Annotated in this window: 13 protein-coding genes; 9 read left to right on the plus strand and 4 right to left on the minus strand. The window is 64.4% G+C overall.

The features are described 5' to 3' along the window. Positions 1 to 108: 108 nt before the first annotated feature. The gene (locus tag EBBID32_RS02255) at positions 109 to 549 is read right to left on the minus strand and encodes a hypothetical protein (RefSeq protein ID WP_006949932.1); all 441 of its coding nucleotides are present in this window, start codon (positions 547 to 549) and stop codon (positions 109 to 111) included. Positions 550 to 647: 98 nt separating this feature from the next. Here EBBID32_RS02255 and EBBID32_RS02260 point away from each other — a divergent pair, with 98 nt between their 5' ends. From EBBID32_RS02260 to phoB, 7 genes are all read left to right on the plus strand, one after another. Continuing rightward, positions 648 to 1,883: a sensor histidine kinase gene (locus EBBID32_RS02260; protein WP_037488307.1), complete on the plus strand. Its 1,236-nt coding sequence runs from the start codon at positions 648 to 650 to the stop codon at positions 1,881 to 1,883. Positions 1,884 to 2,038: 155 nt separating this feature from the next. After that, complete coding sequence (locus EBBID32_RS02265) at positions 2,039 to 3,109, plus strand: substrate-binding domain-containing protein (RefSeq protein WP_051093256.1); 1,071 nt, start codon at positions 2,039 to 2,041, stop codon at positions 3,107 to 3,109. Positions 3,110 to 3,117: 8 nt separating this feature from the next. Beyond that, entirely contained in the window at positions 3,118 to 4,512 is a 1,395-nt protein-coding gene (pstC, locus tag EBBID32_RS02270; protein WP_006949939.1) for a phosphate ABC transporter permease subunit PstC, read from the plus strand. Positions 4,513 to 4,565: 53 nt separating this feature from the next. Continuing rightward, on the plus strand, positions 4,566 to 5,768 hold the full coding sequence (pstA, locus tag EBBID32_RS02275; RefSeq protein WP_006949942.1) for a phosphate ABC transporter permease PstA: 1,203 nt from the start codon (positions 4,566 to 4,568) through the stop codon (positions 5,766 to 5,768). Between the two features lie 8 nt (positions 5,769 to 5,776). After that, positions 5,777 to 6,565, plus strand: a complete 789-nt coding sequence (gene pstB / locus EBBID32_RS02280) for a phosphate ABC transporter ATP-binding protein PstB (RefSeq protein WP_006949944.1) — start codon at positions 5,777 to 5,779, stop codon at positions 6,563 to 6,565. A 17-nt stretch (positions 6,566 to 6,582) separates the two neighbouring features. Beyond that, positions 6,583 to 7,275 (plus strand): phosphate signaling complex protein PhoU, encoded by a 693-nt coding sequence (phoU, locus tag EBBID32_RS02285; protein WP_006949945.1) that lies wholly within the window; start codon positions 6,583 to 6,585, stop codon positions 7,273 to 7,275. 5 nt (positions 7,276 to 7,280) lie between these two features. Then, positions 7,281 to 7,982, plus strand: coding sequence for a phosphate regulon transcriptional regulator PhoB (phoB, locus tag EBBID32_RS02290; RefSeq protein ID WP_006949946.1), 702 nt, complete (start codon positions 7,281 to 7,283; stop codon positions 7,980 to 7,982). Between the two features lie 21 nt (positions 7,983 to 8,003). Here phoB and def read toward each other — a convergent pair whose 3' ends face one another. The 3 genes from def to recR form a co-directional block, all read right to left on the minus strand. Then, positions 8,004 to 8,534 (minus strand): peptide deformylase, encoded by a 531-nt coding sequence (def, locus tag EBBID32_RS02295; RefSeq protein WP_006949948.1) that lies wholly within the window; start codon positions 8,532 to 8,534, stop codon positions 8,004 to 8,006. A gap of 52 nt (positions 8,535 to 8,586) precedes the next feature. After that, positions 8,587 to 9,045 carry a VOC family protein gene (locus EBBID32_RS02300; protein WP_006949950.1) on the minus strand — a complete coding sequence of 153 codons (459 nt, stop codon included), beginning with the start codon at positions 9,043 to 9,045 and terminating at the stop codon, positions 8,587 to 8,589. 81 nt (positions 9,046 to 9,126) lie between these two features. Beyond that, a complete protein-coding gene (gene recR / locus EBBID32_RS02305) occupies positions 9,127 to 9,723 on the minus strand; it encodes a recombination mediator RecR (protein ID WP_006949954.1) in 597 nt (198 codons plus the stop codon). Between the two features lie 53 nt (positions 9,724 to 9,776). On the opposite strand from recR, the gene fmt reads away from it, so the two are divergent. Beyond that, positions 9,777 to 10,685 (plus strand): methionyl-tRNA formyltransferase, encoded by a 909-nt coding sequence (gene fmt / locus EBBID32_RS02310; protein WP_006949955.1) that lies wholly within the window; start codon positions 9,777 to 9,779, stop codon positions 10,683 to 10,685. Between the two features lie 52 nt (positions 10,686 to 10,737). Further along, positions 10,738 to 11,481, plus strand: coding sequence for a tRNA pseudouridine(38-40) synthase TruA (gene truA / locus EBBID32_RS02315; RefSeq protein WP_006949956.1), 744 nt, complete (start codon positions 10,738 to 10,740; stop codon positions 11,479 to 11,481). The last annotated feature ends 176 nt before the right edge of the window (positions 11,482 to 11,657 follow it).

The following is an 11,657-nucleotide window of genomic DNA, read 5'->3' on the forward strand; positions in this document are numbered from 1 at the left end:
GGGAGGTGGATGGCCGCAGGCCAGACGGAGGGGTGTCCCGCTATCGATAGAGTGACACCCCTCTGTCAACGCTTCGCGTTGCCACCTCCCCTTAAAGGGGAGGACGACCTAACGCGGCATCTGGAGCGAGGCGTAGCAGGTGAAGCCGCTGGTGCCCGACTGGAGGCGGCGGATATAGTTGAGATAGGCCTGATTTTGCTGATAGCTGGTGCCGGGCAGCGGACGGCCGCGCAGCGCCTGCTTGACCTGTTCGCCGGTGAAAGGACGGCCAGCGCCGGGAAAGGCACCGGGCGTCCCGGCGGGAACGAGCTGGCCATTGGGGGCGATGAGATTGCCCGCGCGGCTGCCGTCCGGCACAGGGATCGTGCAGTTGAGGACCGAGGCAGCGGTATTGGCCAACGCCGGGCGGATCGACACGATGGCCGAGGCCGCCGCTGCGCCGCCCATCAGCAGTTGGCGACGTGATGGCACAGCCAGATCGGGCGTATCGGCCTGCGCAGCCATGTCGGGCTGCTGGTCATCATCCTGTCCGGTCATCGGCTCGCTCATCTGATCCTGATCCGCTATCGGGCTTGCCAAAGCGTCATGATTGCACGCTATTGGGCCAGACATCGCAGCAAATACGCGACAAATCCAGTGCGGTAACCATGAATCGACTCAGTCCTTCCCAGATCATTGCCTCCCTCGCCGTCCTGTTGCTGGGTACGGGCGCTGCCCTGATGCTGGGCGCGTCGCCCGTTGCTATCGTGCTGCCCGTGCTGGCGGGCGTGATCGTGCTGGCCATTACGGCGGATGCCGGAACCCCGCCGCCGGACGTGCCGGACGTGGCGATGGAAGAGCCGGACCTGATCGACCACCCCGATTTCGCCAGCCTGCTGGAGGGGATTTCCGATCCGCTGATGCTGGTGGAGCGCGGGCGGATCGCGCGGGCGAACCGGGCGGCGCAGCGCCTGCTGGGCGCGCATATCGAGGGGGACGACGCGCGCATCGCCATCCGCCACCCGGCTGCCGCCGAGCGGCTGGCGAGCCTGGCGCCGCTGGCCGAGCCGTTCATGATCGAACTGGTGGGCCTGGGATCGCGGGATCAGCGCTGGCAGATGCGGGTCGCGCCGGTGGGCGCGGTCGCCGACATGCGCCGGCTGGTGCATCTGGTCGACCATAGCGGCACCCATGCGGCCGAGCGGATGCGGGTCGATTTCGTCGCCAATGCCAGCCATGAATTGCGCACGCCGCTGGCGGGCATATTGGGCTTTATCGAAACGCTGGCCGACCCGGCACTGGGCAAGGATGATGAGACGCGGCAGCGCTTCCTGAAGATCATGGATGGCGAGGCGCGGCGGATGCAGCGGCTGGTCGATGATCTGATTTCGCTATCGCGGATCGAGGCGGAGAAATATCGCGCGCCCGACGCATCGGTCGATCTGGGCGAACTGGTCGCCGAAGTGGTCAATGTGTTCCGCTCCAGCCATGGCGAGCGCGGACGCGAGGTCGAGATGGAGGTCGCGCCGGGGCGGCAGGCGGTACAGGGCGACCGGGCGCAACTGTCGCAACTGCTGCACAATCTGATCGGCAATTCGGTGAAATATGGTCGCCCCGGCACGCCGATCCGCGTCACGCTGACCGAGGGCGGCAGCCGCATGTGCCGCCTGTCGGTGGCCGACGAGGGCGAAGGCATTGGCCCGGACCATCTGCCGCGCCTGACCGAACGATTCTATCGCGTCGATTCGGGGCGCAGCCGGGCGATGGGCGGCACCGGGCTGGGGTTGGCGATCGTCAAACATATTGTGGAGCGGCACCGCGGGCGGCTGGACGTGGCGAGCGTGCTGGGCAAGGGTACGACTGTCACCGTGCTGCTGCCGCTGATGAACGGCGCGGATGAATGAAGCCATGGGGGCAGGTTTGACCAAAATGGCCATCCTGTCATCATCGCCTTTTGCAATGTCATCAAACTGCAACCTGAATGTCACAATGCCGCGATGGAGCGGCCCTATAGCGCCGGTCAAAGGGGGCAGCGAACAGCGAATCGCGGCCTTGCATGATGGAGGTTCCCGTGAATAGATTCACCTTGTTCGCCGCAACGGCGCTCAGCGTCATTTCCCTTTCCGCCTGTGGCGACCAGAGCGGCAGCGGCGGCGCGGGCCAGACCCGCGACCAGATTCGCGCCGTCGGATCGTCCACCGTTTATCCGTTCGCCACGGCGGCCGCCGAGCTGTTCGTGCAGGGCAATCCGGGCATGAAATCGCCGATCATCGAATCGACCGGCACCGGCGGCGGCATGAAGCTGTTTTGTGCGGGCGTGGGTGCGCAGCATCCCGACATCGCCAACGCATCGCGCCGGATGAAGAAGTCCGAATTCGACATGTGCGCCACCAATGGCGTCAAGGATATCATCGAAGTGCAGGTCGGCGTCGATGGCCTGGCCTTTGCCGAGGCCAAGAATGGCCCTGATTACAAGCTGACGCCCAAGATCGTTTATGAGGCACTGGCTGCCAACCCCTATGGCAAGGGGCCGAACAAGGCGCAGACGTGGAAGGATGTCGATCCGACCATGCCCGCCATCGCGATTTCGGTATTCGGCCCGCCCTCGACGAGCGGCACGCGCGATTCGCTGGCTGAACTGATCCTGGAAAAGGGCTGCCAGTCCGACCCGGCGATGAAAGAGCTGAAAGAGAAGAATGAGGACGAGTATAAGGCGACCTGCACCCGCGTCCGCGAGGACGGCAAATATGTCGATTCGGGCGAGAATGACAATCTGATCGTGCAGAAGCTGGGCGCCAACCCCAATGCGGTCGGCGTGTTCGGCTACAGCTTCCTGGAAGAAAATCGCGACAGCCTGAAGGACATTCCGATCAACGGGGTGGAAGCGAGCTACGAAACCGTGTCGACCGGCCAATATCCGGGCGCTCGTCCGCTCTATATCTATGTGAAGAAGGCGCATATCGCGGCCATTCCGGGGCTTCAGGGCTTCCTCAACGCCTTTGCCGCCAACTGGTCGCCCGATGGCGCGCTGACCAAGCGCGGCATGGTCGCGGCGCCCGACGATGTGCGCAAGGCCAGTGCTGAAACGGTCAAGGCACTGACCGTGCTTGACGGCTCACAGCTGAAGTAAGGGCCATAATGACCGGTCCCGCACTTTTCCTGCTGCTCGCTGGCCTGGGCGCTATCGCCTGGGTCAGCGCCCGCGCCCGCGCGCTGCGTTTGCAGACCGTGGCGCGGGAAACCGGGCGGCGTGATGCCGTCCACTCGCTGCCGGGCTATCATGGCTGGTATGTGGCGCTGTGGACGCTGGCCCCGGCTGTGCTGTTCCTGGCGGTCTGGGCCAATATAGCGCCCGGTCTGGTAACGCAGGCGGTGCTGGCCGATCCGGCGGCGCAGAGCCTGCCGATGGACGATTTCTCGCGCTCGGCCATATTGGGTGAGGCGCGGTCGATTGCGACCGGCGCGCAGGCAGGCGCATTCAACCCGCTGGCGCAGGGACTGGTGGAGCCATACCGCGCCGCCATCAGCAAATATGGCGTCGCGGGCGCGGTGCTGGCGATCGTGCTGGCCTTTGCCGGGGGCGCCTATGCCTTCACCCGCGTCCGCCCCGATTTCCGGGCGCGCACGCGGGTCGAGCGGCTGGTGATGGCGACGCTGCTGATCGCGTCGCTGCTGGCGATCGTGACCACGGTGGGCATCGTTGCGTCCCTGCTGTGGGAGAGTTTCCGCTTCTTCTCCATGGTCAATCCGCTCGACTTCCTGTTCGGCACCAAATGGTCGCCGCAGTCGGCGGCGATGGGCTATGGCAATGAGGATGCATTCGGCGCGGTGCCGCTCTTCTGGGGCACTATCTTTATCGGCGCGATCATCGCCATGGTCGTCGCCATCCCGCTGGGCCTGATGAGCGCCATTTACCTCACCCAATATGCCAAGCCCGTCGTGCGCAAATGGATGAAGCCGACGCTGGAGATGCTCGCGGGCGTGCCCACGGTGGTCTATGGCTATTTCGCGGCGCTGACGATCGCCCCGGCGCTCCGCGACTTTGCGGTGATGATCGGCATTCATGGCGCGTCGTCGGAGAGTGCGCTGGCCGCCGGTCTGGTGATGGGGGTGATGATCATTCCCTTCGTCTCCTCCATGGCCGACGACAGCATCGCCGCCGTGCCGCAATCGATGCGCGACGGCAGCCTGGCGATGGGTGCAACCACCAGCGAGACGATCCGCAAGGTGCTGATCCCAGCCGCTTTGCCCGGCGTGGTCGGCGGCGTGTTGCTGGCGGTCAGCCGCGCGATCGGCGAGACGATGATCGTAGTGATGGCCGCTGGCCTGGCCGCCAATCTGACGCTCAATCCCTTTGCCAGCGTGACCACGGTGACCACCCAGATCGTCCAGTTGCTGACCGGTGACCAGGAATTTGACAGTGCCAAGACGCTGGCGGCCTTTGCGCTGGGGCTGGTGCTGTTCGTCGTCACCCTGCTGCTCAACATCGTGGCCCTGCGGGTCGTGAAGAAATATCGCGAGGCTTACGAATGACACCCACTCCCAGCCCCCCGAAAAGGCTTCCTACCGACTGGAAGTCGGACGCCATGCGTAAGCGGATCGCGCGGCGCTATGCGTCCGAGCGGCGGTTCAAATTTGCCGGGCTGTTCGCCGTGGCGCTCTCTGGCGCTTTCCTTGCCTTCCTGCTGTTCACGATGATGGGCAACGGGTTGCGCGGTTTCACGCGGACGGAGATTGCGCTCCAGATCGACTTCCCGGCATCGCCGCTGCTGCTCGATCCGGCCAATATCACCGACGCGGCGCTGGCCAATGCCAATTTGCCGATGGTGACGGGGCAGGTCGCAAGGCAAGCGCTGGGCGCGGACGCCGACGAACTGCTGTCGCCGACCGCCTGGATCAGCATCCGCGACGCGATCAAGGCCGATCCGGCGATATTGGGGCGGACGGTGACGATCAGCGTCCCGGCCTCCACCACCATCGACCTGGCGGCCAAGCATGAAGGCGCGCCGGAAGCCGAAGCGGCGGTCGAGCGGCTGCGCAAGGCAGGCCTGCTGACCACCGGCTTCAACTGGAGCTTCCTGACCGCGAGCGACGGCACCGACCCGACCCAGGTGGGCATATGGGGCGCGTTCAAGGGATCGTTGCTGACGATGCTGGTGACGCTGGCGCTCAGCTTCCCGGTGGGTGTCGCTACCGCCCTCTATCTGGAGGAATATGCGCCCAAGGCGTGGTGGACCGACATTATCGAAGTGTCGATCAACAATCTGGCCGCCGTTCCCTCGATCATCTTCGGCTTGCTCGGCCTGTCGATCTTCCTGAACTTCCTGCATCTGCCGCGATCGGCGGCGCTGATCGGCGGCATGACGCTGGCGCTGATGACGATGCCGGTCATCGTCATTGCCGGGCGCAATGCGATCAAGTCGGTGCCGCCCAGCATCCGCGACGCGGCGCTCGGCATCGGCGCGTCGCCGGTGCAGGTGGTGTTCCACCATGTGCTGCCGCTGGCGCTGCCCGGCATCCTCACTGGCACGATCATCGGCATGGCGCGTGCGCTGGGCGAGACGGCGCCGCTGCTGATGATCGGGATGCGCGCCTTCATCGCGACGCCGCCGGCTGGGATCAGCGATCCGGCGACAGTTTTGCCGGTCCAGATCTTCCTGTGGTCCGATGAAGTGTCCAAGGGCTTTGTCGAAAAGACGTCGGCCGCGATCATCGTGCTGCTGGCCTTCCTCCTCGCGATGAATGGTCTGGCCATCTATCTGCGCAACAAGTTTGAAACACGGTGGTAAACGCACCCATGACCGAACCAACAAATCCTCTGGCCATTGCCAACCCCAAAATGTCGGCCCGCGACGTGAAGGTTTTTTACGGTGCCAAGCAGGCGATCAAGGGCGTGTCGATCGACGTCGACATGGACAATGTCACCGCCTTCATCGGTCCGTCGGGCTGCGGCAAGTCGACCTTCCTGCGGACATTGAACCGCATGAACGACACGGTCGCCAGCGCGCGGGTGGAAGGCACGATCACGCTGGATGGCGAGGATATATATTCCCCGTCGATGGACGTGGTGCAGTTGCGCGCGCGTGTCGGCATGGTGTTCCAGAAGCCCAACCCCTTCCCCAAGTCGATCTACGAAAATATCGCCTATGGGCCGCGCATCCATGGCCTCGCCCATGCCAAGGCGGACCTGGACGTGGTGGTGGAAAAATCGCTGCGCCGGGCGGGGCTGTGGGACGAAGTGAAGGACCGGCTGCATGACAGTGGCACTGCCTTGTCGGGCGGGCAGCAGCAGCGGCTTTGCATCGGCCGCGCCATCGCGGTGGAGCCGGAGGTCATCCTGATGGACGAGCCTTGTTCGGCGCTGGACCCGATTGCGACGGCGAAGATCGAGGAACTGATCCACGAACTGCGCGGCCGCTACGCGATCGTCATCGTGACCCATAATATGCAGCAGGCCGCGCGCGTGTCGCAACGCACCGCCTTCTTCCACCTGGGCGATCTGGTCGAATATGGCGTCACCGGCGACATATTTACCAATCCGACGCAGGAGCGGACCAAGGACTATATCACCGGTCGCTACGGCTGATCGCGGGAGAGACGAACATGGCAGAACATACGATCAAGGCGTTCGACGAGGATATCGACAGGCTGCGTGGCCTGATCGCCGAAATGGGCGGACGTGCCGAAGCGGCGATCGAAAGCGCGATGACGGCGCTGCAACGGCAGGATCTGGCGCTGGCGGCGCAGGTGGTGGCCGACGACAAGCGTATCGACGCGATCGAGGCGGAAGTCGAAAAACTGGTCATCCAGGTGATTGCGCTCCGCGCGCCGATGGCCAACGATCTGCGCGACGTGATCGCGGCATTGAAGATCGTCGGCGTGGTCGAGCGGATTGGCGATTATGCCAAGAATATCGCCAAGCGGGTGCCGCAAATCACCGCCAACCAGCGCACGCTGGAACCGGTATCGCTACTGCCGTCCATGGCACAGGTGGCGAGCGAAATGGTGCATGACGCGCTCAACGCCTTTGCCGCGCGCGACGCCGATCTGGCCGTCGCGGTGGTCGAGCGCGACACGGTGGTCGATGATTTCTACAACAGCGTGTTCCGCACGCTGGTGACCTATATGGTCGAAAATCCCAAGACGATCAGCGAATGCGCGCATCTGCTGTTCATCGCCAAGAATATCGAACGGATCGGCGATCATGCGACCAATGTCGCGGAGATGGTCTATTATGCGGCCACGGGGCAGACCCTGCCCGACCGCGATCGCGGTAGCGCCGCGGCGGAGGAATAACCAATATGGCCCGTGCAAAAATGCTGCTGGTCGAGGACGACGCAGCGCTGGCCGAACTGCTGATCTGGCATTTCAAGCGTGAGGATTTCGAGGTCGCCCATACCGTCGATGGTGAGGAAGCGCTGTTGATGGCGCAGGAAAATGTGCCCGACATCGTGCTGCTCGACTGGATGGTGGAAAGCCTGTCGGGCATCGAAGTGTGCCGCCGTCTGCGCCGCGCCAACGGCACCGCCAACGTGCCGATCATCATGCTGACCGCGCGCGGCGAGGAAGAGGACCGGGTGCGCGGGCTGGAGACGGGCGCGGACGATTATGTGACCAAGCCTTTCAGCCCCCGCGAACTGGTGGCGCGGGTCGGCGCGGTGCTGCGGCGCGTTCGTCCGGCATTGGCGGGCGAAACGCTGACTTTTGCCGACGTCGAGATGGACACAGTGGGGCACAAGGTGCGGCGCGGCGGACAGGTGATCCCGCTTGGCCCCACCGAGTTCCGTCTGCTGCGCCATTTTCTGGAGCATCCCGGCTGGGTATTCTCGCGCGAACGGCTGCTCGACAGCGTGTGGGGGCAGGATAGCGATATCGAGCTGCGCACGGTCGACGTCCATATCCGCCGCCTGCGCAAGGCGATCAATGGCGATGGCCAGTTTCAGGACATCATCCGCACCGTGCGCTCGGCTGGCTATGCGCTGGATACCGATGGCGTGAGCTAAGGCTCAAGCCCGTCGCGCCCGTCAGGCGGCGCGGCGGGCCTTGGTCAGTTTCTTCATCAGCATGTCGCGCTTCATGCGCGAGAGATGGTCGATGAAGAGGATGCCCTCCAGATGGTCCATTTCATGCTGGAGGCAGGTGGCGAGCAGCCCTTCAAGCTGTTCTTCATGGATGCGGCCGTCACGGTCCATCCAGCTGGCGCGGATCGTCGCGGGGCGCTCCACCTCGGCATATTGGTCGGGGACGGACAGGCAGCCCTCATTATAGACTGACAGATCCTCCGATTCCCGCAGGATTTCCGGGTTGATGAACACCATCGGCTTCTTGACCGGGGGGGCGTCCTCCGCGTCAGATTCCGGTTCCTGAAGGTCCATCACCAGCACCCGCTTGGGTACGCCGACCTGGATCGCGGCCAGGCCAATGCCCGGCGCGTCGTACATCGTCTCGAACATGTCGTCGATCAGCCGTTGCAGATCGTCATCGATCGACTCAACGGGCGTCGAGATGGTGCGCAGGCGCGGGTCCGGCGCCTCAAGGATGGGGAGAATGGCCATGGCTCTAAAATAGCGGAAAGACGCAGGATTTCAAGCGATGCGCTGCATCGCCCTATTCGCCCAGCCATTCGTCGATCGCGGGTTTCAATATGGTCGAAATCAGCTCGACCAGCAAGCCGCCATCGGGCGCGGCCAGATAGGCGATCGCACCATAGCCCTGTTCCGGCGGCAGGTTGGCGGCGCGCGGCGTCCAGCCCGCCGCGACCAGCCGGTCCGCTTCGGCCGGCAGATCATCGACCCACACGCCGATATGGCGCGCGCCTGCGGGGCTGGCGGTGTCGTAAAAGCTGCTATTGCCCTGCACCAGTTCCAGATGGATCGGCCCGCCCAGCGAATAGGTGGCGCGCACGCTGATTTCCCGCGCGCCTTCCTCCGGCGTCCAGAAGGGCAGCGGATCAAAATCGCGGATCGGGGCGAAGGTCAGCCCCAGCGCCGCGCCGTAATCCGTCACCGCCCGGTCGATATCGGCAACGGCAATGCCCTTATGATGGGTGCGGCTGAGGTCGATCATCGGGCATCCTTCCAGTGGGTTATCAGCCCGGTCTAGCGGATGGCTGCGGCGGGGTCAGCTAACAGCTTTGGCAGGGTGCCCCTACCCCACCGGCCTTCGCGCGCGCAGCGCCTGCGCCAATGTACCTTCGTCCAGATAATCGAGTTCGCCGCCGACCGGCACGCCATGGGCCAGCTGCGTCAGACGGATGGGGAAGCGTTCGAGCCGTTCGGCGAGATAATGGGCGGTGGTCTGCCCCTCCAGCGTGGCGTTCATCGCCAGCACCACTTCATCGACGCCGCCCTGTTCCAGCCGAGTGACGAGCGCGTCGATCGTCAGATCCTCCGGCCTGATCCCTTCGAGCGCGGACAGGCGCCCGCCCAGCACATGGAAGCGGCCGGGAAAGAGGCGGGACTTGTCGAGCGCCCACAGGTCGGCGACATCCTCCACCACGCACAGCGCGCGCGGATCGCGGCGCATGTCGGTGCAGATGCCGCAGGGATCGACCGTATCCACATTGCCGCAGACATGGCAGGTGACCAGCCGTTCGTTCACCGCCTCCAGCGCGCGCAGCAGCGGGGCCATGGCGGCTTCGCGTTTCTTGATGAGGTGCAGCACCGCGCGCCGCGCCGAACGCGGGCCAAGGCCAGGCAGGCGGGACAGGGCTTGCGTCAATGCTTCGATTTCGGGAGAGGCCATGTTGTGAGATAAGGGCTTGCAACCCGTCACGACAAGGGCTTTGAGATGGCGCCATGCGTATCATCTATATGGGCACTCCCGATTTCGCTGTCCCGGCGCTCGAAGCGCTGGCCAAGGCGGGGCATACAATCGTTGCGGTCTATAGCCAGCCGCCCCGTCCGGCAGGGCGCGGCAAGAGCCTGACCCCCTCCCCGGTCCATCAGCGGGCCGAGGCGATGGGAATTGAGGTACGGACGCCAGAGTCGCTGAAGGACGCGGCGGTGCAGGCCGATTTCGCGGCGCTGGAGGCCGATATAGCGGTGGTTGCGGCCTATGGCCTGATCTTGCCGCGCGCCATTTTGGATGCGCCGCGCCATGGCTGCATGAACATCCATGCGTCGTTGCTGCCGCGCTGGCGTGGGGCCGCGCCGATCCAGCGGGCGATACTGTCGGGCGACAATGTCACCGGGGTTACGATCATGGACATGGCGACGGGCCTCGATACCGGGCCGATGCGCGCCAAATATGTGACCAAGATAGAGGGCAAGACGGCGGGCGCGCTGACGGCGGAACTGGCGCAGGCGGGCGCGGATTTGATGGTCGAGGTGCTGGACGACATCGCGCAGCACCCGCCGATGGCACAACCGCAAGAGGGCGTGACCTATGCCGCCAAGATCGCCAAGGCCGAGGCGCGGATCGACTTCACCCGGCCAGCGATTCAGGTCGAGCGGCAGGTGCGCGGCTTCAATCCCTTTCCCGGTGCCTTTTTTGAATATGGCGGCGAGCGGTTCCGCATCTTGGCGGCGCAGGTGGAGCATGAGGATGGGGCGCCGGGCGAAATGCTGGACGACGCGCTGCTGATCGGCTGCGGTCATGGCGCGATCCGCCCGACGCTGATCCAGCGCGCAGGTAAGGCGGCGATGACGCCGGAGGAGATGCTGCGCGGATTCGACATGCCGGCGGGGAGCCGGGTGGATGGGTGAGACGGTGCGCGACCGGTTTTTCGACTGCGCGCGAAACGAACGGCCTTAAGCGATGACCCGTTTTGCCTTCACTGTCGAATTTGACGGGCGGCCGTTTATGGGGTGGCAGCGGCAGGCGCATGGGCCGAGCGTGCAGCAGGCGATCGAGGATGCGATCCATGCCGTCACCGGCGAACGGGTCGTGGTCCATGCCGCCGGGCGCACCGATGCTGGCGTGCACGGGCTGGCGATGCGCGCCCATGCCGATGTCGCCAAGGCGATCACGCCGTTCCGGCTGATGGAAGCGATCAACGCGCGGCTGGGACGGCAGCCTGTGGCGATATTAGCCTGTGAAGAAGTGACGGACGACTGGCACGCCCGCTTTTCCTGCATCGGCCGATCCTATGTCTATCGCATCGTCAATCGCCGGGCGGCGCTGACCTTCGAGGCGGGACTGGCCTGGCAAGTGAAGCAACCGCTCGATGCCGGAGCTATGCATGAAGCGGCGCAGGCGCTGGTGGGACTGCATGATTTCACCACCTTCCGATCGGCCCATTGCCAGTCCGCCAGCCCGGTCAAGACGCTCGACCGGCTTGGCGTCGAGCGGGAGGGCGACCGCATCGCCATTCATGCCGGCGCGCGGTCCTTCCTGCATCATCAGGTGCGGTCGATGGTCGGTTGCCTTGTATATGTGGGGATGGGACGATGGTCGGCAGATGATCTGCGCGATGCGCTGGCGGCACGGAATCGCGCCGCACTGGGGCTGAACGCGCCGCCCGATGGGCTATATTTCGTGCGGGCCGATTATCCGGCCTAGTGGCCCGAATCTGAAGTTCGTCACATTATTTGGCAAGGGCTTAGCGAACTTCAGATTCATCAGGGCCACTAGCAAATATTTGATTCTAGTGTGGTTGATGGATTTGAAATACGCTCCGGACCAAACCACCACATTGTGGCGTATTTCAAATCCACCACACTAGGGCGTGGTGACGA

Origin of the sequence: Sphingobium indicum BiD32, from assembly GCF_000382885.1 — a bacterium.
Taxonomy (GTDB): Bacteria; Pseudomonadota; Alphaproteobacteria; order Sphingomonadales; family Sphingomonadaceae; genus Sphingobium; species Sphingobium japonicum_C.

Excerpts from the sequence above, each read along its gene's own strand:
- EBBID32_RS02255 (WP_006949932.1), bottom strand. The coding sequence starts at position 549 with ATGAGCGAGCCGATGACCGGACAGGATGATGACCAGCAGCCCGACATG.
- EBBID32_RS02260 (WP_037488307.1), top strand. The coding sequence starts at position 648 with ATGAATCGACTCAGTCCTTCCCAGATCATTGCCTCCCTCGCCGTCCTG.
- EBBID32_RS02265 (WP_051093256.1), top strand. The coding sequence starts at position 2,039 with ATGGAGGTTCCCGTGAATAGATTCACCTTGTTCGCCGCAACGGCGCTC.
- pstC (WP_006949939.1), top strand. The coding sequence starts at position 3,118 with ATGACCGGTCCCGCACTTTTCCTGCTGCTCGCTGGCCTGGGCGCTATC.
- pstA (WP_006949942.1), top strand. The coding sequence starts at position 4,566 with ATGCGTAAGCGGATCGCGCGGCGCTATGCGTCCGAGCGGCGGTTCAAA.
- pstB (WP_006949944.1), top strand. The coding sequence starts at position 5,777 with ATGACCGAACCAACAAATCCTCTGGCCATTGCCAACCCCAAAATGTCG.
- phoU (WP_006949945.1), top strand. The coding sequence starts at position 6,583 with ATGGCAGAACATACGATCAAGGCGTTCGACGAGGATATCGACAGGCTG.
- phoB (WP_006949946.1), top strand. The coding sequence starts at position 7,281 with ATGGCCCGTGCAAAAATGCTGCTGGTCGAGGACGACGCAGCGCTGGCC.
- def (WP_006949948.1), bottom strand. The coding sequence starts at position 8,534 with ATGGCCATTCTCCCCATCCTTGAGGCGCCGGACCCGCGCCTGCGCACC.
- EBBID32_RS02300 (WP_006949950.1), bottom strand. The coding sequence starts at position 9,045 with ATGATCGACCTCAGCCGCACCCATCATAAGGGCATTGCCGTTGCCGAT.
- recR (WP_006949954.1), bottom strand. The coding sequence starts at position 9,723 with ATGGCCTCTCCCGAAATCGAAGCATTGACGCAAGCCCTGTCCCGCCTG.
- fmt (WP_006949955.1), top strand. The coding sequence starts at position 9,777 with ATGCGTATCATCTATATGGGCACTCCCGATTTCGCTGTCCCGGCGCTC.
- truA (WP_006949956.1), top strand. The coding sequence starts at position 10,738 with ATGACCCGTTTTGCCTTCACTGTCGAATTTGACGGGCGGCCGTTTATG.